The organism is Pseudomonas putida NBRC 14164 (assembly GCF_000412675.1).
Taxonomy (GTDB): domain Bacteria; phylum Pseudomonadota; class Gammaproteobacteria; order Pseudomonadales; family Pseudomonadaceae; genus Aquipseudomonas; species Aquipseudomonas putida.
The window spans coordinates 1,045,478-1,066,189 of record NC_021505.1 but is presented as its reverse complement, the minus strand read 5'-3'; the positions used below and the strand labels follow the sequence as shown (position 1 = coordinate 1,066,189).

Below are 20,712 nucleotides of genomic sequence, written 5' to 3'. Positions count from 1 at the left end.
CCACGTCCTTAGTCATCGTGGTGCAGGTACGCGGCCTGCTTCGGCAGGCGCAGGCTGAACAGGAAGGCAATCGCCATCATGGCCGTCACGTACCAGTAGAAAGTGTTTTCCATGCCCAGGGTCTTCAGGCCCAGGGCCACGTACTCGGCGGAGCCGCCAAATGCCGCGTTGGCCACTGCGTAGGCAAGGCCTACACCCAGCGCACGTACTTGCGGCGGGAACATCTCGGCCTTCACCAGGCCGCTGATCGAGGTGTAGAAACTGACAATACACAACGCCAGGCTGATCAGCACGAAGGCCATGAACGGACTGGTGACCGTTTTCAGCGCCATCAGCAGCGGCACGGTGCACAAGGTCCCGAGCGCGCCAAACAGCAGCATCGAATTACGTCGGCCGATGCGGTCGGACAGCATGCCGAAGAACGGCTGCACCACCATGAACAGGAACAGCGCGCCGGTCATCACGTAGCTGGCGTTTTTCGCCGTCATACCCGCGGTGTTGACCAGGTACTTCTGCATGTAGGTGGTGAAGGTATAGAAGATCAGCGAGCCGCCGGCGGTGTAGCCAAGCACGGTGATGAAGGCCGCCGCATGGTTGCGGAACAGGCCCTTGATGGTGCCTGCATCTTTGTCGTTGCGGGTTTCCGCGCTGCTGGTCTCGTGCAGCGAGCGGCGCAACATCAACGAGATCAGCGCGGCGATGGCCCCTACCACGAATGGAATACGCCAGCCCCAGGCACGCAGCTCATCTTCAGTCAGCAACTGTTGCAGGATCACCACCACCAGCACGGCCAGCAACTGGCCGCCAATCAGGGTGACGTACTGGAACGAGGCAAAGAAGCCACGCTGCCCACGCAGGGCCACTTCACTCATGTAGGTGGCGGTGGTGCCGTATTCGCCACCCACCGACAGGCCCTGGATCAGGCGGGCCAGCAACAGCAGTGCGGGGGCCCAGGTGCCGATGCTACCGTAGGTGGGCAAGCAGGCGATCATCAGGGAGCCGAAGCACATCATCAGCACCGAGATCATCAGGGAATTCTTGCGACCATGGCGGTCTGCGAGGCGGCCGAAGATCCAGCCACCGATGGGGCGCATCAAAAAGCCTGCGGCGAACACACCGGCCGTGTTCAACAGCTGCACCGTAGGGTCGTCGGAGGGGAAGAAGGCCGGGGCGAAGTAGATTGCGCAGAAGGCGTAGACGTAGAAGTCGAACCATTCCACCAGGTTGCCTGATGAGGCACCGACGATAGCGAAGATGCGCTTGCTGCGTTCTTCGCCGGTGTAATAGGTTGAGGTCATGACGGTTTTACTCCTGGAGGGTCCTAGGTAAGTCTAGACATACCTGGTAACACACTCGTTCCGCTATCTGGCTGGCAATTGGCCCTACGTCTGACAGGTCCGGCCTCTTCGCGGGTAAACCCGCTCCCACAGGGGTTGCGTGGATCCCTGTGGGAGCGGGTTCACCCGCGAAGAGGCCGGTAAGGTCACACCCGCTCGATGGCCAGCGCCAGACCTTGGCCGACACCCACGCACATGGTTGCCAGGCCCTTGCGCCCGCCACTTTTCTCCAGCTGATGCAGCGCAGTCAGCACCAGGCGCGCACCGCTCATGCCCAGCGGATGGCCCAGGGCGATTGCACCGCCATTCGGGTTCACCTGCGGCGCATCGTCGGCCACACCCAGCTCACGCAGTACCGCCAGCCCTTGGCTGGCAAAGGCTTCGTTGAGCTCGATCACATCAAAATCACTCACCGCCACACCCAGGCGCTCGGTCAGCTTGCGCACTGCCGGTACCGGGCCGATGCCCATCACCCGTGGTGCAACACCGCCGCTGGCCATGCCCAGTACCCGGGCACGCGGGGTCAGGCCGTGTTTCTTCACCGCTTCCGCCGACGCCAGGATCAGCGCCGCAGCACCGTCATTCACGCCCGAGGCGTTGCCGGCGGTGACAGTCTTGTCCGGGCCGTTGACCGGCTTGAGCTTGGTCAGCGCCTCCAGCGTGGTTTCCGGGCGCAGGTGCTCGTCACGCTCGACGATGGTTTCGCCCTTCTTGTGGGCAATGCGCACCGGCACGATTTCTTCGGCGAAGAAGCCGGCAGCCTGGGCGGCTGCAGCCTTCTGCTGGCTGCGCAGGGCGAAAGCGTCCTGGTCAGCGCGCGAAACCTGGTAGTCGTCGGCCACGTTGTCGGCAGTTTCCGGCATGGAGTCCACACCGTACTGGCTCTTCATCAGCGGGTTGATGAAGCGCCAGCCGATGGTGGTGTCTTCCAGCTTCATGTTGCGCGAATAGCCGCTTTCAGCCTTGCCCATGACGAACGGTGCGCGCGACATCGACTCGACGCCGCCGGCAATCGCCAGCTCCATTTCGCCGCTGGCGATGGCGCGGAAGGCAGTGCCGATGGCATCCATGCCCGACGCGCACAGGCGGTTCAGGGTGACGCCCGGGATGCTCTCCGGCAGGCCGGCCAGCAGCAGCGCCATGCGCGCCACGTTGCGGTTGTCTTCACCGGCCTGGTTGGCGCAGCCGAAGAACACTTCATCAACCTGGTCCCACTGCACCGCAGGGTTGCGCTCGATCAGCGCTTTCAGCGGCACGGCAGCCAGGTCGTCGGCACGCACACCCGCCAAGGCGCCGCCGAAGCGGCCGATGGGGGTGCGGATGGCGTCACAGATAAATACGTCGCGCATTAGGCTTCTCCTGCCACTGGCCATAGGCCGCGGCGGTACGTGTGGAGGCTACTGGTCAGGGTGCTTCGATGAGCTCAGATTAAGGAGAGTGGCGGTAGGCTTACAATCCGATAATCGACTATTCGTGCGGTTATCGAACCATTTGTTGCGCTGCTACTTATCTGGATGCCGGGCCTGCTGAGCAGCCCTATCGCGACACAAGGCTGCTCCCCCTGTGGGAGCAGCCTTGTGCTGCGAATGGTCCTCAAAGCGGCCCTCGCTCCTCAGGTCGCGTCGGCGTGGCTGACCAGCCCTTTCACGATCACACCTACGGTCGCCAGCGCCGCAGGCACCAGCAACGCGGTAAGCACCTGCTCGAAGTTCCACCCCAGCCCCAGCAGCGTCGCGCCGCTCCAGGCCCCGAGAATCGCACCGAAGCGGCCGATACCCAGCATCCACGATACACCCGTGGCACGGCCCTGGGTCGGGTAGAAGCGCGCCGCCAGCGACGGCATCGCCGACTGAGCACCGTTCACGCACATACCCGCAATCAGCACCAGGGTGGCCAACACGGTGATGTTGCCCAGGCTCTGCCCTACCGCGTAGGCGAACACCCCGGCCAGCAGGTAGAAAATGCCGATTACCTTGTGCGGGTTGTAGCGGTCCATGGCCCAACCCACACCCACCGCACTCAGCACGCCGCCGAACTGGAACAGCGCACCGATGAACGCGGCCTGCTCCATGCTCGCACCGCTGTCACGCATCAAGGTTGGCAGCCAGCTGGTCAGGAGGTAGACGATTACCAGGCCCATGAAGTAGGTCAGCCACAGCAGCATGGTGCCAAGGCCATAAGTGCCGGAGAAAATCACCGCAAACACGCTGCGCGCGGCCACGGCCTTTTGCTCTGGCACGCTGAAGCTGCCCGCCTCGGCCACCACCTGTGGCGCAATGGGCGACAGGGTCTTGCGGATCTTGTCGGTACCACGATTGCGCACCACCAGGAACCGCGCCGACTCCGGCAACCACACCATCAATACCAGCGCCAGCAGCAGTGGCAGCACGCCGCCGATCACCAGCAGGCTGTGCCAGCCATAGGCCGGGATCATCTTGGCGGAAATGAAGCCACCACCGGCCATGCCCAGGTTGAAGCCGCAGAACATGCTGGTCACCAGCAGCGACTTGAGGCGTTCGGGGGTGTATTCGGACAGCAGCGTGGTGGCATTGGGCATGCCGGCACCCAGGCCCAGGCCAGTCAGGAAGCGCAGCACCAGCAACTGGTCGACGTTGGTGGCATAGGCCGAGGCCAGGCTGAAACCGCCAAACACCAGCACCGCGCCCACCAGCACACCTTTGCGGCCGAAGCGGTCAGCCAACGGCCCGGAGCCCAAGGCACCGAACACCATGCCGATCAATGCGGCGCTCATCACCGGGCCGAGGCTGGCCCGGTCGATGCCCCACTCCTGCGACAGCGCCGGGGCGATGAAGCCCATGGCGGCCGTGTCCAGGCCGTCGAGGAAGACGATCAGAAAGCACAGCAACACGACCCGCCACTGGTAGCGGGACAGCGGCTGCTGATTGATGAACGACTGGACGTCGAGGCTTTTGCCGACGCTGTTTTGTGCTTGGTTCATTGTTGTTATCCAGAATGTAGGGCACAGCCAGACCACTGCACACGGGCAACCGGTACAGGGGACGATGATTGGGGAATATGGCCTGCGTCAGCCTGGATACAACGGTACTGCGTGCGGGTGCGGCCGCAGCAATAAGTGGACAGTATTCATGGTAAGTGCCTCTTGTATTTTTTGTTCGGTCGGCTTGGCCGACCGTTGCGAGAGACATTAATCAGCGGGCGGCGGTGGCGCAATTCGCCCGGAGCGACACTGTGCGTTTATCGCACAAGAAACCGTTTTGCCTGTTCTAAATGTGAAAGGGGGCCGCTTTGCGCCCCATTCGCCGGCAAGCCAGTTCCCACAGGTATTGCGTATTCGCAGCTTTCACAGTTTCCGTGGGAGTTCGGCTTGCCGACGATTGGGCCGCTTGGCGGCCCCTGCAATCTCAGCCAAACAACTGATGGCAAAGGTCCCGGCTGGCCGCCAGCAGGATCGGCAGGAAGCGCTGTTCCAGCTCGCTACGCGTCACCCGCCCCACATGGGTGCTCACGTTCAGCGCCGCCAACACCTGCCCCGACGCGTCGTAGATCGGCACGGCAATCGAACGCAGCCCCTGCTCCAGCTCCTGGTCCACCACGCACCAGCCCTGGGCGCGCACCTGCTGGATGCAGGCGAACAGTGACTCAGGGTCATGCAGCGTACGGCTGGTGCGCGCTTTCAGGTCGGCACGCTCCAGGTATTCACGCAGGCTGGTGTCGTCCATCGCCGCCAGCAGGATGCGCCCCATCGATGTGCAATAGGCCGGCAGGCGCCCGCCAACGGACAGGTCGACCGATATCAGCCGTTCCACCGTGGCCGAACGGGCTATATAAAGAATGTCGTCGCCTTCGAGTGTGGCCATGTTGGCCGCTTCGTGCAGTTGATCACTGATACGGTCCAGATAAGGCTGGGCAGAAATCGCCAGCGGCGTCGACGACAGGTAGGCATGCCCCAACGTCAATACTTTGGGCAACAGCGAATAGGTACGCCCGTCGGAGGTGGCGTAACCCAGCTTGATCAGCGTGTGCAGGCAACGGCGCACCGCTGCGCGAGGGATTTCGGTGCGGTGGCTGATCTGGGCGATGGTCAGGTGGCGCTTGCGCTCCTGAAAGGCCTGGATCACGGCCAGGCCACGTGCCAGGGAGGTCATGAAGTCGGGATCCCCCGTAAACGCCTGGATGCGCTTGGCCGGAGAAGCCACGATCGGCGGCGCCATGGCGGCCGAAGCGGGTCGCGCCGGCTCTGGATTGACCGGATCGTTGACCAGGGTTTCGTCACTCATCGCACACCTCAAAAAAAACGCCCGTTCGTGCGATTATCGAACAAACGGCCGATAATCGCAATTGACCGCTGACACTTTTGCTTATACCTTTCTCCTGCCACTTGTGGCTTCTTTGGAGAGACTGGTCAGGTACCCACCGTAGAAGTCCCCAGGCAACGGCCTCGCCTTTTGGCGAGGCCGTTTTTCATTCGGGCCTCGCCCCGGCGTTGCATCGAACTTTTATCCGCCATGCCTTTCAAACTTGTACGAAACGTCCAAACTGTTTGCCGACACCTGCCACTACTTGCGTCAGATGCTGTCAGGGCTGGTAAATAACGATGTTCGGCGAATTATCGGTTGCTATAATCGATTGCGCAGGCCCCGACGCTAGCGTAGTAATGGAACCTTCCGCTGTATCTAGCCGTTGCGGCCAGCGAGGCATGTGCATGCTGCACAATGCATAACAACAGTCATCACACTTAATTCAGGTACTGCATGTGACGAAAGATGAACTGCGCGCAGAACTCGAGCGCCAGGCTGAACGTTACAAGGATGTTTACGGTGGTGAAGTCACCACTTACGCTGCACAACCGGATCCGGAACGCAAACCTTGGCGCAAACGTGCCAGCGTGCGCGACCAGGCGTTCAACCAGGAACTGGAACGCATTGAAAAGGAGCTGCGCAGCGACAATCCCTGACCCGGGACCACGCCAGCGCGTCGTCGCCCGGCCAGCCCGGGCGCGGTCGATCTTTACCATCTGACCGATGATGAAATGGAATTACACAAATTTCATACGCCCGTTTGAATGATGGCGAATCGGCCATTTCTTCGCTTTTCTGCCTGATTTAGCCACGCTTTGCGCTTTTTAGCCGATATTTCCCTGCCTAAGCGCCCCTACGTGCACCGTGCGCTCACCCCATGAAGATTGCCATCGGTCTGTAGCAGGTGCATCGATTGCCAAGGTTTTCTGGCATAATCCCGCCCCCCTATACCCGCCAGACAACCTTCATGATCGATTTATTCAGCGGACTGGATGCCTGGGTGTTGGTGAGCCTGCTGCTCGCCTTGACCTTCGTACTCGCCTTCGAGTTCATCAATGGCTTTCATGACACCGCCAACGCGGTAGCTACCGTCATCTACACCAAAGCCATGCCGCCGCACCTCGCCGTGTTCTTCTCCGGCGTGTTCAACTTCCTTGGCGTTCTGCTCGGCGGTGTCGGGGTGGCCTATGCCATCGTGCACCTGCTGCCGGTAGAGCTGCTGATCAATGTGAACACCGGACACGGCCTGGCCATGGTCTTCTCGTTGCTGGCTGCGGCCATCACCTGGAACCTGGGCACCTGGTACTTTGGTATCCCCGCCTCCAGTTCGCACACACTGATCGGCTCCATTCTCGGTGTCGGCCTGGCCAACGCCCTGATCAACGACATCCCGCTGGCCGATGGCGTGAACTGGCAGAAGGCGATCGACATCGCGATGTCGCTGGTGGTTTCGCCAATGGCCGGCTTCGCCGTCGCAGCCCTGGTGCTGATCGGCCTGAAGTGGTGGCGCCCGCTGTCGAAGATGCACAAGACCCCCGACCAGCGCCGCAAGCTCGACGACAAGAAGCACCCGCCATTCTGGAACCGCATGGTACTGGTGGTTTCGGCCATGGGCGTGAGCTTCGTGCACGGCTCCAACGACGGTCAGAAAGGCATCGGCCTGATCATGCTGGTGCTGATCGGTATCGTCCCGGCCAAGTTCGTCCTCGACCTGAACAGCACCACCTATCAGATCGAGCGTACCCGCGACGCTACCCTGCACATGAGCCAGTTCTACCAGCGCAACGCCGCCACCCTTGGCGAGTTCCTGGCACTGGGCAAGGCCAAGTCCAACGACCTGCCGGAGCAGTTCAGCTGCAACCCGCAGCAGACCGAGCCGACCATCGCCGCGCTGCAGTCCTCGCTTCAGGGCGTGACCGACTACCACAGCCTGGATACCGACAAGCGCGTTGAAGTGCGTCGCTATCTGCTGTGCCTGGATGACACCGCGAAGAAGGTTGGCAAGCTGCCAGGCCTCGACGCCCGTGAAAAGGCCGACCTGGAAAAACTGCGTAAAGACCTGACCGCCACCACCGAATACGCACCGTTCTGGGTGATCGTGGCCGTCGCCCTGGCCTTGGGCCTGGGCACCATGGTTGGCTGGAAGCGTGTGGTACTTACCGTTGGCGAGAAGATCGGCAAGCAGGGCATGACCTATGCCCAGGGCATGTCGGCACAGATCACCGCGGCCTGCGCCATCGGTATGGCAAACGTGTTCGCCCTGCCGGTATCGACCACCCACGTGCTGTCGTCAGGCGTGGCCGGCACCATGGTCGCCAACAAGAGCGGCCTGCAAGGCGGCACGGTGAAGACCATTCTGCTGGCCTGGGTCCTGACCCTGCCCGCCTCGATGGGCCTGGCCGCCGGCCTGTTCTGGCTGGCATCCAAAGCCATTGGCTGAGTGACACCGCTCTCGGTATAAAGGCGCCTTCGGGGCGCCTTTTTCATTTGTGCTTATCTGCACCGGCCTCTTCGCGGGTAAACCCGCTCCCACACGGGCAGCGAGACCCCTGTGGGAGCTGGCTTGCCGGCGATAGGGCCGGTACAGGCAAACTACCTTTTCTTGCCCCCCAGCAACGACCCCATCAACCCGCGCACCAGTTGTCGCCCCAACTGGTTGGCGGCTTGACGCACAGCCGACTTGATAGCCTGCCCCGCCGCACTCTGCAGGAAGTCACCGGCCTTGTCGGCAAAGCTCTCCCCATCCGCCTGCGGCTGCGGGGCTGGCTCCACCGCCTCGCCCTTGCGCTGGGTCAGCATTTCATAGGCCGACTCACGGTCCACCGGCTTGTCATAGCGCCCCGCCAGCGGCGAAGCGGCAATCAGCGCACTGCGCTCGGCCGCACTCAGCGGCCCGATACGCGACTGCGGCGGTGCAATCAGCACCCGCTGCACCATGGCAGGCGTACCCTTCTCTTCCAGTGTCCCCACCAGCGCCTCGCCAATCCCCAGCTCGGTCAGCACCGCCAGGGTTTCGAACGCGGGGTTCGGGCGAAAGCCATCGGCCACTGCCCTCAGCGACTTCTGCTCCTTGGCGGTAAAGGCTCGCAGGCCATGCTGAATGCGCAACCCCAACTGGGCCAGCACCGCATCCGGCAAGTCACCCGGTGACTGGGTGACGAAGTACACCCCCACGCCCTTGGAGCGGATCAGCCGCACCACCTGCTCCAGGCGATCCTGCAGCGCCTTGGGCGTACCGTTGAACAGCAAGTGCGCTTCATCGAAGAACAAGGCCAGCACCGGCTTGTCGGCATCTCCACGCTCGGGCAATTGCTCGAACAGCTCGGCCAGCAGCCACAGCAGGAAGGTGGCGTACACCTTGGGCGCCTCATGCACCAGCCGGCTGGCGTCGAGCAGGTGAATGCGCCCACGGCCATCCGAGCCCGGCCGCAGCAGGTCTTCAAGCTGCAATGCCGGCTCGCCAAACAGCGCCTCGGCGCCCTGCTGCTCCAGGGTCGCCAGCCGCCGCAACAAGGCTTGGGTCGAGGCCGTGGTCATGAGTGCACTGTCTTCACCCAGCAATTGCGGGTTGTCCTTCAGGTGCGCCAGCAGCGCCTTGAGGTCCTTGAGGTCCAGCAGTAACAGGCCTTCTCGGTCGGCCACCTTGAAGGCCGCATACAGCGCCGCCTGCTGGCTGTCGGTCAGCTCCAGGAGGTTGCCCAGCAGCAACGGCCCCATTTCACTGAGGGTAGTGCGCAGCGGGTGGCCGGACTGCCCGGCGATGTCCCACAGGCTTACCGGGTAGGCCTGGGGCGTGTGCCCGAGCCAAGGCATACCGGCGATTCGCTCGGCCACCTTGCCCTGTGGTGTGCCAGCGGCACCCAGGCCACACAAGTCACCTTTGACATCGGCCGCGAATACGGCCACCCCTGCGTCGCTGAACACTTCCGCCAAGTGCTGCAAGGTCACGGTCTTGCCGGTGCCCGTCGCGCCCGCCACCAGGCCATGGCGGTTGGCCAGCCGCATCGCTTGCCCGACTGGCTGGCCATCCGGGCCAGCACCTACAACTATGGTCGATGTTTCCGACATCTCTGTAATCCTCTGCTCAAGCTTTACCTTAATTCGGCCGATACCTTTGGGTGATATTCGCCTTAATTAGAGAGGAACAACCGAAAAGGGACTTTTCGGGATGTTGCACTGCTTTGCGGCTCCACCCGTGCGAACGCCTGATATAACACCTTAGCGGAACCGATTACGCCATGAACAAAAGCCTTCGTTTCAGCCACAAGATTCTTTTGGCAGCATCATTGATCGTGATACTCGCCTTCAGCCTTTTCACGCTCTACAACGATTACCTCCAGCGTAATGCGATCCGCGAGGACCTGGAAAACTATCTGGCTGAAATGGGCGCCTCCACTTCGACCAACATCCGCAACCTGTTCGACGGCCGAATCAAGCTGGTGGAAAACCTGGCACAGAACATTGCCCAGGCCCCCACCAACGCCGAAACCCTGATGGGCCAGAACGCGCTCATTTCCAGCTTCCTCACCGTTTACCTGGGCAAGGTGGACGGCGGCTTCAGCGTGCGCCCGGACGCAAAAATGCCCGATGGCTACGACCCACGCACGCGCCCCTGGTACAAGGACGGCATGAGTGCCGCCGGCGCGACACTGACCGAACCGTACATCGACATGACCACCAACAAGATGGTCATTGGCATCCTCAGCAAGGTTTCCAGCAGTGTCGGCGTGGTCGGTGGCGACCTGGCCCTGGACGGCCTGGTGCAGATCATCAACTCGCTGAACTTCGGCGGTATGGGCTACGCCTTCCTGGTCAACGACCAGGGCAAGGTCCTGGTGCACCCTGACAAAGACCTGGTGATGAAGTCGCTGTCGGACCTGTTCCCGCAGCACACGCCAAAACTGACCGGTGAGCTGACCGAAGTGCAAAGCGATGGCCAGGCCCGCCTGCTGACCTTCACCCCGATCACCGGCCTGCCTTCGGCCAACTGGTACATCGGCCTGTCGGTGGACAAGGACAAGGCCTTCTCGATGCTCAGCACCTTCCGCACCTCGGCGGTGATCGCCACGGTGGTGGCGGTGGTGATCATCATTGGCCTGCTCGGCCTGCTGATCAACGTGCTGATGCAGCCGCTGCACACCATGACCCGCGCCATGGAAGACATCGCCGAGGGTGAAGGCGACCTGACCAAACGCCTGCGCATTCACAACCACGACGAGTTCGGCATCCTGGGCACCGCCTTCAACCGTTTCGTCGAGCGCATTCACAGCTCGATCAGCGAGGTGTCCTCGGCCACCGAACAAGTCAACGAAGTGGCCCTGCGTGTCATCAGCGCCTCGAACTCGTCGATGACCAACTCTGACGAGCAGTCCAACCGGACCAACAGCGTGGCCGCCGCCATCAACGAGCTGGGCGCCGCCGCACAGGAAATCGCCGGCAACGCCGCCCAAGCGTCGCAACATGCCAGTTCGGCTCGCCTGCTGGCCGAAGAGGGGCAACAGGTGGTCGAGCGCAACATTGCGGCGATGAACCGCCTGTCCGACCTGATCGTCAGTTCCAGCGGCCACATCGAGACGCTGAACAACAAGACCGTCAACATTGGCCAGATCCTCGAAGTGATCACCAGCATTTCCCAGCAAACCAACCTGCTGGCGCTGAACGCCGCCATCGAAGCGGCACGTGCCGGTGAAGCCGGCCGTGGTTTTGCGGTGGTGGCCGATGAAGTGCGCAACCTGGCGCACCGCACCCAGGAATCGGCGCAGCAAGTGCAGACCATGATCGAAGAGCTTCAGGTTGGCGCCCGCGCGTCGGTCGAGACCATGGACCAGAGCCAGCGCCACAGCCAGGACAGCGTGCAGATCGCCAACCAGGCCGGTGAGCGGCTGGACAGCGTTACCGTGCGCATCAGCGAGATCGACGGCATGAACCAGTCGGTGGCCACCGCCACCGAAGAGCAGACCGCCGTGGTCGAGGCGATCAACATGGACATCAACGAGATCAACATGCTCAACCAGGAAGGCGTGGAGAACCTGCAAGCCACCCTGCGCGCCTGCTCGGACCTTGAGCAGCAGGCCGGCCGCCTGAAGCAGCTGGTGGGCAGCTTCCGCATCTGACCCGAGCTACACCCTCCTCTGCAGGAGCAGCCTTGTGCTGCGAAGAGGCCAGTAAAGGCAATACTGCCATGTTGCCTTCACCGGCCTCTTCGCAGCACAAGGCTGCTGCTACAAGGATTCCGAACTCCCCCCTCTCCTCAAACCGATCGAACAAACTATCCTTCTGAAAGGTCCACCTTTAGGCGCGTCATCGCCGGCAGTTACCGCCGAATGACAGACCGAAGATGATCCCGGAGGGATGCTGATCGTGCACATCGCCGACATCACCATGTTCTACGCCCCGGCCAGCGGCGGCGTACGTACCTATCTTGATGCCAAACACCGCCGCCTTGACGCCATGCACGGCGTACGCCACAGCCTGCTGATCCCCGGTGCCAGTGCACAGCACGCCGATGGCATCTATCAAGTGCCCGCCCCGCCTCTGCCATTCGGCAAGGGTTACCGCTTCCCGGTACGCCTGGCCCCCTGGTGCAGTGAACTGCGACGGCTCAAGCCCGACCTGATCGAAGTCGGCGACCCCTACCTGACCGCCTGGGCAGCGCTGGAGGCACGGCGTCAACTGGATGTGCCAGTGATAGGCTTTTACCATTCCGACCTGCCGTTGCTGGTCAGCAACCGTATGGGCAACTGGTTCACGCCCAATGTCGAGGCTTATGTCAGCAAGCTCTACGGCAATTTCGACCGGGTTCTCGCGCCCAGCCAGGTAATGGCCGACAAATTGCGCCGCCTGGGCGTTCGCGATGTGCATGTGCAGCGCCTGGGCGTGGACCTGGCCACCTTCAACCCCAGCCAGCGCGACCCGCACCTGCGCGCAGAACTGGGCATTGCCGACACCAGCCGTTTGCTGATCTATGCCGGCCGCGGCTCGCGGGAAAAGAACCTGCCGGTGCTGCTCGACTGCATGAAGCAGCTGGGCGCCCCCTACCACCTGCTACTGGTGGGTTCGAACATGCCGGCCAACGTGCCGCGCAACGTCAGCGTGATCGACCACTTCTGCCCGGCCCCGGAAGTTGCCCGGCTGCTGGCCAGCGCCGACCTGCTGGTGCACGCCGGAGACCAGGAAACCTTCGGCCTGGTCATCCTCGAAGCGATGGCCAGCGCCACCCCCGTGGTGGCCGTGCGCGCCGGCGCCTTCGGCGAAATCGTCAACGAACAGTGCGGGCGCCTGTGCCGGCCCAACGATGGCCAGGCCATGGCAGCGGCCGTGCGCGAAGCGTTCGAGGCCGGCGTACGCCCACTCGGGGCGCAGGCTCGCCGCCACGTGGAGCAGCACTATTCATGGGACAACGTGGTCTGCGGCCTGCTGCAACACTATCAGGCCGTGCTCGGCCACCCGCCGCAGGTGCGCGCCCATGGTTGAGGCACGGCCGGCGTCACGCAGCCTGATGCTGGTGCTGCATGATGTTGCGCCCGAGACCTGGCCGGACTACCAACCCTTCGTCGAAGCCGTCGACAGCCTCGGCGGCGTCCCGATGACCTGGCTTGTGGTGCCGGACTTCCACCAGCACAACCTGCTGCTGCGTTCTCCCACCTTCTGCCGCTTGCTTGACCGGCGCCTGGCTCAGGGCGACGAACTGGCCTTGCACGGCTATTACCATGCCGACAACGGCCCGCCGCCCCGCACGCCCGGCGACTACTTCATGCGCCGTATCTATACCCACGAAGGTGAGTTCTACGGCCTCGACCAGCAGCAGGCCCTGCAACGGCTGGAGCGCGGCCTGGCAATGTTCCACCAGCAGGGCTGGCCTGTGGCCGGTTTTGTCGCGCCAGCCTGGCTGATGAGCGAGGGCACCCGCCAGGCCTTGCGCCGCCTGCCGCTTCGTTACACCAGCACGCCACAGCACCTGTACCGCTTACCGGACTTCACCGCGATTGAAGCCCCGGGGCTGGTGTGGAGTGCCCGCAGCGCCTGGCGCCGAGGGCTTTCAAGGGTGCTGTGCGACTGGCAATGCCGCCGTTGGCGCGATGCCGAGATCCTGCGCCTGGGCTTGCACCCGGTGGACATGCGCCACCGCACCTCCCGTGAATACTGGCTGAACACCTTGCGCAGCCTACTGGCTCAAGGCCGCGAGCCACTGACCAAATCGGCCTGGCTGGACCGCCAGGCCAGCGCATGAACCGCCTGGCCTGGCTGGGCCTGGCACTGCTCGCGGCATTGCTGGTGCCGATCCTGCTCGGTGGCAGCGAGCTGCTGCCGAGGCTGCAACGCTTCGACCCTGTGCTGATGCTCACTCTGCTGGGCATGATCCTGCTGTGCTGGGCGATCAACGCCATTCGCTTGCGCCTGTTGCTCGGCCAGCAAGGTGCCAGGCTTGGGCCACTGCGCAGCCTGGGCGTGGTCATGGCCACCGAATTTGCCATCTGCACCACCCCCGGCGGAAGCGGCGGGCCGTTGACCCTCATGGCCCTGCTGGCGCGTGACCGCATCAGCCCGGCACGCAGCGGCGCGGTATTCGCCATGGACCAGTTGAACGACCTGGTGTTTTTCTTCTGCGCAATGCTGGCGATAGCCGGTTACGCACTGTTCCACAGCCTGGGCCGCAGCCAGGAAAGCATGTTGCTCGGCAGTGCGCTGCTACTGTGCACAGCACTGGCCGGGGTGGCCGGGCTGCTGCGCTACCGCCGCCAGGTCATGCGCTTGAACGGCAGGCTGCTGCGGCGCCTGGGCATGAGCCAGCAGCGCAAACGCCGCTGGGCCCGCAAGCTGTTGCACTTCATGCACGCGCTGGCGCAGACTTGGCAGTTGCCCAAGCGCACGTTAAGTCTGGTGTTTACCCTGACCTGCCTACACTGGGGCCTGCGCTACAGCGTGTTGTATCTGGTATTGAGGGGGTTGGGGGTGGACCTGGCATGGATCCCCAGCTTTCTTGTGCAGATGCTGTCGCTCAGTGCCGGCCAGTTCAGCCTGCTGCCAGGGGGCGCGGGTGCCGCCGAGCTGACTTCGGCCAGCCTGCTGACGCCATGGGTGGGCAGTTCGACCGCAGCCGCGGCGATCCTGATATGGCGGGCGGTTACTTACTACTTTTATCTGCTGGCGGGCGGCCCGGTGTTCGTGTGCCTGCTGGCGCGTCCGTTGCTGGAGCGCTGGCGGCGTCAGGCGGGTTGAGCTGTTGCCAGAGTTCGGCAGCGCCGGGGAAGTCGGTGCCGTCGGTGTCATCCAGGGCTTCGGGGTCGTAGCGGGCCAGGCAACCTTCGCCGAGAGTGGGAGGCGGTGAGGCGCTAGGGGTGTTGCGTTGTTTGGCCATCGGTGTTCCTTTCAAGAGTGCAGGGGGCGCTTTGCGCCCCTTTCGCCGGCAAGCCAGCTCCCACCCTTGATCGCATGGACTTCAAGCCATGTGCAATTCCTGTGGGAGCTGGCTTGCCGGCGATGGGCTGCAAAGCAGCCCCTGCATCATCAATCGAAAACGACAGTTTTGTTGCCATGCACCAGCACCCGGTCTTCCAGGTGATAACGCAGGCCACGGGCCAGCACCATCTTCTCCACATCACGGCCAAAGCGGACCATGTCCTCGATGCTGTCGGCATGGCTGACACGCACCACGTCCTGCTCGATGATCGGGCCGGCGTCGAGCTCTTCGGTGACGTAGTGGCAGGTCGCGCCGATCAGTTTCACCCCACGCAGGGAGGCCTGGTGGTAAGGCTTGGCGCCGACGAACGACGGCAGGAAGCTGTGGTGGATGTTGATCACCTTTTCAGCAAAGTCCCGGCACAGTTGCGGCGGCAGGATTTGCATGTAACGGGCCAGCACCACCACATCGGCGGCGTGCTCCTGGACCAGGCGTGACACTTCGGCAAAAGCCGGGGCCTTGTCCTTGGGGTCGACCGGTACATGGAAGAACGGAATGCCATGCCACTCGACCATGCTGCGCAGGTCGTCGTGGTTGGAAATCACGCAAGGGATCTCGCAATCCAGTTCATCGGTGTGCCAGCGGTGCAGCAGGTCGGCCAGGCAGTGCGACTCACGGCTGGCCATCAGTACCACACGCTTTTTCTGCGCCGAGTCGGTAACGCGCCAGGTCATGGAGAACTCTTCGGCGATTGGCGCAAACGCCTCGCGGAAGGCTTCGATACCGAACGGCAGCGATTCGGCACGGATTTCATGGCGCATGAAGAACCAACCGCTCTGCTCATCAGAGTGGTGGCTGGCTTCGTTGATCCAGCCATTGTACAAGGCCAGGAAATTACTGACTTTCGCCACGATGCCTACACGGTCGGGGCAGGCGATCACCAGACGATAGGTGCGCATGAATGAGACTCCAGAACTTCGCAAAGGCGCCTATTCTAGCGGCCCGCCAGAAAAAACGCAGTATTGATCGCAGCGGCGACGGCGTATGCCGTCCCTCATACGCAGCGCAGGCAATGCCTGACAGAGATGACGAAATGCCGGGTTTGTAAGTAAATTTTTGTTCACGTAGCGAAATGTTGTCACAGCTTAATTAACAGTTAATCGCGGAATATCATGTTTACTTGCGAGTATGGCCTGTCTATTATTGCCCCACACATTTCTGAACACGCATTAAAGGAACACTCCATGTCCCTGATCAACGAGTACCGCGCCACCGAAGAAGCCATCAAGGAACTTCAGGCCCGCCTGGCCAACCTGTCGCAGGATGACAAGCTGAAGAAAGAACTGGAGTTCGAAGGCAAACTGCGCACACTGATGGGCGAGTACTCCAAGTCGCTGCGCGACGTGATTGCCCTGCTCGACCCAGAGTCGAAACTGAGCAAGGCACCTCGCGGCGCGGTCAAGCCTACTGCCACCAAACGTGCGCGCAAGGTCAAGCAATACAAAAACCCGCACAACGGTGAAGTGATCGAAACCAAAGGCGGCAACCACAAGACCCTGAAAGAGTGGAAAGCCACTTGGGGTGGTGATGTGGTTGAGAGCTGGGCAACCCTGCTGGACTGATTGTCCGCACTTGCCTTTTGCTTAACGCAACAAAAACGCCGGCACATTGCCGGCGTTTTTGTTTGCGCCGCGGTCAGTCAATTGCAAATTGTGTCTGCAATTGCCGGGCATGCATTTGCCAAGCCTCCAGTACACGCCGGCCAGCCTCGTCAGCGCCTTCCCAGGCTTGCTGACGCGCCTGCTCGAAGTCGCCCAGCGTATTGGGTGCTCCCCACTGCGGGTCACTCAGGCGTTGCTGACAGAAGCCATACCAGCGCTGGCGTTCTTCGCTGGTCAAGGTCTCAGGGAAGTTGCGCGCCCGATAGCGGAACAGCAATTCCGGTAAACGCGGGTCATCGAACATCCACTGGCCACGGCCCAATTGTGCGGGTTCCAGCGCACGCACTTGCTCACATAAGCGGCGGTCTCGGTCCCCCACAAAACCGTCATACAACTGCTGTTCCGGGTCTTCACTCGGGGCGAAGTCTTCCTTGCCGTAGATGTGCTCCAGCTTGTCTTGCCATTGCGCCTGTTGATTAGCCAACTGTTCGCCGCGCAATTGTAACAACGTCAAGTCCAGGCCCAATCGTTGTTGATCGGCCGGACGCAATACCGACAATGGCGCCAGTACCGGGCAGCGATTGATCTGCACCAATTTGAGCGGCACCGGTAATTCACCCTCGGCCAGCGCATCGTGACGGGTATACAAGCGCTGGCGTAGAACCTCAGCACTTTCCCTTAGTAACGGTAGGGATTCCTGATGCAAGTCGCAGACGATCAGCGCATTGCGATTACGCGGGTGCCAGGCTAATGGCAATACGACACCCAGGTAATTACGCGCCGCTGAAAAGCGCCCGGATATATGCACCAGTGGCTGCAACAAACGGATCTGCTCCATCACTTTATGCTTGCTGCGCAACTGGAAGAGCCAGTCATACAACTTGGGCTGTTTTTGCCGAATCAGACGGGCCAGGGCAATGGTTGCCCGCACGTCGGAAAGCGCCTCGTGCGCATGCCCATGGTCAATGCCATTGGCCTTGCTCAACAGTTCAAGGCGCAGGCTGGTGCGCCCATCCTGTTGTGGCCATTGAATACCGTCGGGGCGCAAGGCGTAGGCGGTCCGCACGATGTCGATCAGGTCCCAGCGGCTGTTGCCGCCCTGCCACTCCCGGGCATACGGGTCGAAAAAATTACGGTACAAACTGTAGCGGGTCACTTCATCGTCGAAGCGCAGGGTGTTGTAGCCAGCGCCACAGGTACCCGGCTGCGCCAGTTGCGCATGCACCCGGGTCATGAACTCGGCCTCGCACAGGCCTTGCTCGGCCAGCAACTGCGGGGTGATGCCTGTCACCAGGCAAGCCGCCGGGTGCGGCAGGATGTCGTCGGAAGGCCGGCAATAAAGGCTGATCGGCTCGTCGATTTCGTTAAGGTCGAAATCGGTGCGCACGCCGGCCACCTGCAGTGGCCGGTCGCAACGCGGGTTGATGCCGGTGGTTTCGTAGTCGTGCCAGAAAATGCTTGAGGTCACGGGGTCGTCCTGTATCAAGGTCGACCCGATTCTAGCGCAGCCTCAGACAGAAGCGTTGGCAGGAAGAAAACTGAAATAATCACGCAGTGAGCGCACGAACTCGTCGAATTCGCGGGGGGCCTGCAACAGCATGAAGCCCGAATCGTAGTGCCCGGGCGTCTGGTCTTCGCGGCACCACAGGCAACTGGCGGTCAGGTTGACGAACTGATGCCCGCCGCCGACCAGCGGCAAGCGCAATTGCAGTTCGTAATCGGGCCCTACCAGCACAGGCAGCTGGCTGATTACCATCAGGCCATCCTCGGAGGCATTACCCAGCTGGCCGATTTCTTGACCGGTAAAACGGTTGAATACCTTGAGGACACAAGGCAGTTGATGGCGTTCGATGTGGCGCTTGTTGAACATGATCGCGAGTGTATTCCGTACCTGATGCCAGGAATACAAGGTACTGGCGGTTGTTGTAACAGCTGAGTTACAGATTAGCGCAGGGCGCGCCGCAAATCTCGTGAAATAAACCACACCTTGGTGTTATCGCCAAGGTGTGGTCGTCACCGGGTTGGCTACAGCCGCTTCACCGCTACGGGCATGGCCAAGTTTTTCAAGAGTCTGCAGGCGCGCCCGGGCACGATAGGCGTACTCGTTGCCCGGGTACTTCTGGATCAGGTACTGGTAAGTCTGCGCGGCATCCACGTAAAGCGCCTGGCGCTCCAGGCACTGGCCACGCAGCAGCGACACCTCCGGATGGATGAACGGCCGCGAACGGCTGGTGCGGTCGACCTGCGACAGCTCCAGCATGACCCGTGCGCAGTCGCCACGATCGTAGGCGCGGTAGGCATTGTTCAGGTGGTGGTCCATGGACCAGCGGGTGCAGCCGACGGCGCTGGCCGCCAGGGCTAAAACGATCAGGGCTCGCATGGGGATCTCCTTTGATGCCTGTGTATCGGCCAACGCCAACAAATCTTCACAGGCTTTTGCAAGGATACCCCGACCGTTCAAATGCCACCCTGCCTTGGTCGCAGGTAGTGCAACGGAACAATGACTACAGCGAGATTCAGGAGTAGCCTTTCGCTGCGCTTCACTATAGGAGTCTGTGCATGACCATCCGCCGTACCAAAATCGTCGCCACCCTTGGCCCCGCCAGCAACTCGCCGGAAGTGATCGAGCAACTGATCCTTGCCGGCCTGGACGTGGCACGCCTGAACTTCTCCCACGGCACTCCGGACGAGCACAAGGCCCGCGCCCGCCTGATCCGTGACATCGCCGCCAAGAACGGCCGCCATGTCGCGCTGCTGGGTGACCTGCAGGGTCCGAAGATCCGCATCGCCAAGTTCGCCAACAAGCGCATCGAATTGAAGATCGGTGACAAGTTCACCTTCTCCACCGCCCACCCGTTGACCGAAGGCAACCAGGACATCGTCGGTATCGACTATCCCGACCTGGTCAAGGACTGCGGCGTCGGTGACGAACTGCTGCTCGACGATGGCCGTGTGGTCATGCGCGTCGAAACCGCCACTGCAGACGCCCTGCACTGCGTGGTGATCATCGGTGGCCCGCTGTCGGACCACAAAGGCATCAACCGTAAAGGTGGCGGCCTGACCGCGCCGGCCCTGACCGAAAAAGACAAGGCCGACATCAAACTGGCTGCGGAAATGGACCTGGACTACCTGGCCGTTTCCTTCCCGCGTGACGCCAGCGACATGGAATACGCACGCAAGCTGCGTGACGAGGCCGGCGGCAGCGCCTGGCTGGTGGCCAAGATCGAACGCGCCGAAGCGGTTGCCGACGACGAGACCCTCGACAAGCTGATCGCCGCCTCCGACGCGGTGATGGTTGCCCGCGGCGATTTGGGTGTGGAAATCGGCGACGCCGAGCTGATCGGTATCCAGAAAAAGATCATCCAGCACGCCCGCCGCAACAACAAGGCGGTGATCGTGGCGACCCAGATGATGGAGTCGATGATCCAGAACCCGATGCCGACCCGCGCTGAAGTGTCCGACGTGGCCAACGCCGTGCTGGACAACACCGATGCGGTGATGCTGTCGGCCGAAAGTGCTGCCGGTTCCTACCCGATCGAAGCCGTACAGGCCATGGCGCGGATTTGCCAAGGTGCCGAAAAGCACCCGACCAACCAGAAGTCCAGCCACCGCCTGCACACCACCTTCGAGCGTTGCGACGAAAGCATCGCCCTGGCGGCCATGTACACGGCCAACCACTTCCCGGGCGTGAAGGCGATCATCGCCCTGACCGAAAGCGGCTACACCCCGCTGATCATGTCGCGCCTGCGTTCGCACGTGCCGATCTTCGCCCTGTCGCCGCACCGCGCCACCCAGGCTCGCGTCTCGATGTTCCGCGGCGTCTACCCGATCGCCTTCGACCCGGCCTCGCTGCCGGCCGACAAGGTAAGCCAGGCGGCAGTCGACGAACTGCTCAAGCGTGGCCTGGTGGAACAGGGTGACTGGGTGATCCTGACCAAAGGTGACAGCTACCACACCATCGGTGGCACCAACGGCATGAAGATCCTGCATGTCGGTGATCCGCTGGTCGGCTGATCTACCCCGGGGGCCGCTTT

The 20,712-nt window shown here is 62.1% G+C and carries 17 protein-coding genes and 1 pseudogene; 9 read left to right on the top strand and 9 right to left on the bottom strand.

Annotated features, from left to right (window positions below):
- Positions 1-8: 8 nt before the first annotated feature.
- The 4 genes from PP4_RS04710 to pcaR all read right to left on the bottom strand — a co-directional run bounded on the left by PP4_RS04710 (position 9) and on the right by pcaR (position 5,530).
- Positions 9-1,298, bottom strand: a complete 1,290-nt coding sequence (locus PP4_RS04710) for an MFS family transporter (protein WP_016498121.1) — start codon at positions 1,296-1,298, stop codon at positions 9-11.
- A 185-nt stretch (positions 1,299-1,483) separates the two neighbouring features.
- Positions 1,484-2,686 (bottom strand): 3-oxoadipyl-CoA thiolase, encoded by a 1,203-nt coding sequence (gene pcaF / locus PP4_RS04705; RefSeq protein ID WP_016498120.1) that lies wholly within the window; start codon positions 2,684-2,686, stop codon positions 1,484-1,486.
- A 263-nt stretch (positions 2,687-2,949) separates the two neighbouring features.
- Positions 2,950-4,296, bottom strand: coding sequence for an MFS transporter (locus tag PP4_RS04700; RefSeq protein WP_016498119.1), 1,347 nt, complete (start codon positions 4,294-4,296; stop codon positions 2,950-2,952).
- A 424-nt stretch (positions 4,297-4,720) separates the two neighbouring features.
- The gene (gene pcaR, locus PP4_RS04695; RefSeq protein WP_033732052.1) at positions 4,721-5,530 is read right to left on the bottom strand and encodes a pca regulon transcriptional regulator PcaR; all 810 of its coding nucleotides are present in this window, start codon (positions 5,528-5,530) and stop codon (positions 4,721-4,723) included.
- Between the two features lie 542 nt (positions 5,531-6,072).
- Here pcaR and PP4_RS04690 point away from each other — a divergent pair.
- On the top strand, positions 6,073-6,273 hold the full coding sequence (locus PP4_RS04690) for a hypothetical protein (protein ID WP_016488886.1): 201 nt from the start codon (positions 6,073-6,075) through the stop codon (positions 6,271-6,273).
- Between the two features lie 311 nt (positions 6,274-6,584).
- Positions 6,585-8,057: an inorganic phosphate transporter gene (locus PP4_RS04685; protein WP_016498117.1), complete on the top strand. Its 1,473-nt coding sequence runs from the start codon at positions 6,585-6,587 to the stop codon at positions 8,055-8,057.
- Positions 8,058-8,209: 152 nt separating this feature from the next.
- Here the strand turns inward: PP4_RS04685 and PP4_RS04680 are convergent, their stop codons facing one another.
- Positions 8,210-9,685 carry a helicase HerA-like domain-containing protein gene (locus PP4_RS04680; RefSeq protein ID WP_041167579.1) on the bottom strand — a complete coding sequence of 492 codons (1,476 nt, stop codon included), beginning with the start codon at positions 9,683-9,685 and terminating at the stop codon, positions 8,210-8,212.
- A gap of 170 nt (positions 9,686-9,855) precedes the next feature.
- On the opposite strand from PP4_RS04680, the pseudogene PP4_RS29800 reads away from it, so the two are divergent.
- The 5 genes and pseudogenes from PP4_RS29800 to PP4_RS04660 form a co-directional block, all read left to right on the top strand.
- Positions 9,856-10,872, top strand: a pseudogene (locus tag PP4_RS29800) (cache domain-containing protein); the annotation flags it as partial.
- A 93-nt stretch (positions 10,873-10,965) separates the two neighbouring features.
- On the top strand, positions 10,966-11,730 hold the full coding sequence (locus PP4_RS29795; protein ID WP_370453622.1) for a methyl-accepting chemotaxis protein: 765 nt from the start codon (positions 10,966-10,968) through the stop codon (positions 11,728-11,730).
- A gap of 238 nt (positions 11,731-11,968) precedes the next feature.
- A complete protein-coding gene (locus tag PP4_RS04670; protein WP_016498114.1) occupies positions 11,969-13,090 on the top strand; it encodes a glycosyltransferase family 4 protein in 1,122 nt (373 codons plus the stop codon).
- Entirely contained in the window at positions 13,083-13,847 is a 765-nt protein-coding gene (locus PP4_RS04665) for a DUF2334 domain-containing protein (protein ID WP_041167578.1), read from the top strand. The genes PP4_RS04670 and PP4_RS04665 overlap by 8 nt, the downstream gene beginning before the upstream one ends.
- Positions 13,844-14,836 carry a lysylphosphatidylglycerol synthase transmembrane domain-containing protein gene (locus tag PP4_RS04660; protein ID WP_016498112.1) on the top strand — a complete coding sequence of 331 codons (993 nt, stop codon included), beginning with the start codon at positions 13,844-13,846 and terminating at the stop codon, positions 14,834-14,836. Before PP4_RS04665 ends, PP4_RS04660 begins: the two co-directional genes overlap by 4 nt.
- Before the next feature lie 288 nt (positions 14,837-15,124).
- On the opposite strand, the gene purU is transcribed toward PP4_RS04660, so the two are convergent.
- Positions 15,125-15,976 (bottom strand): formyltetrahydrofolate deformylase, encoded by an 852-nt coding sequence (gene purU, locus PP4_RS04655; protein ID WP_016498110.1) that lies wholly within the window; start codon positions 15,974-15,976, stop codon positions 15,125-15,127.
- 285 nt (positions 15,977-16,261) lie between these two features.
- On the opposite strand from purU, the gene mvaT reads away from it, so the two are divergent.
- The gene (mvaT, locus tag PP4_RS04650; protein WP_016498109.1) at positions 16,262-16,639 is read left to right on the top strand and encodes a histone-like nucleoid-structuring protein MvaT; all 378 of its coding nucleotides are present in this window, start codon (positions 16,262-16,264) and stop codon (positions 16,637-16,639) included.
- Positions 16,640-16,712: 73 nt separating this feature from the next.
- Here mvaT and sbcB read toward each other — a convergent pair whose 3' ends face one another.
- From sbcB to PP4_RS04635, 3 genes are all read right to left on the bottom strand, one after another.
- On the bottom strand, positions 16,713-18,146 hold the full coding sequence (gene sbcB / locus PP4_RS04645) for an exodeoxyribonuclease I (protein WP_041167573.1): 1,434 nt from the start codon (positions 18,144-18,146) through the stop codon (positions 16,713-16,715).
- A 42-nt stretch (positions 18,147-18,188) separates the two neighbouring features.
- The gene (locus tag PP4_RS04640) at positions 18,189-18,548 is read right to left on the bottom strand and encodes a PilZ domain-containing protein (RefSeq protein WP_016498107.1); all 360 of its coding nucleotides are present in this window, start codon (positions 18,546-18,548) and stop codon (positions 18,189-18,191) included.
- Between the two features lie 123 nt (positions 18,549-18,671).
- Entirely contained in the window at positions 18,672-19,058 is a 387-nt protein-coding gene (locus PP4_RS04635; protein ID WP_016498106.1) for a tetratricopeptide repeat protein, read from the bottom strand.
- A gap of 179 nt (positions 19,059-19,237) precedes the next feature.
- Between PP4_RS04635 and pyk the strand changes: the two genes are divergently transcribed.
- Positions 19,238-20,692, top strand: a complete 1,455-nt coding sequence (pyk, locus tag PP4_RS04630; protein ID WP_016498105.1) for a pyruvate kinase — start codon at positions 19,238-19,240, stop codon at positions 20,690-20,692.
- Positions 20,693-20,712 lie beyond the last annotated feature (20 nt).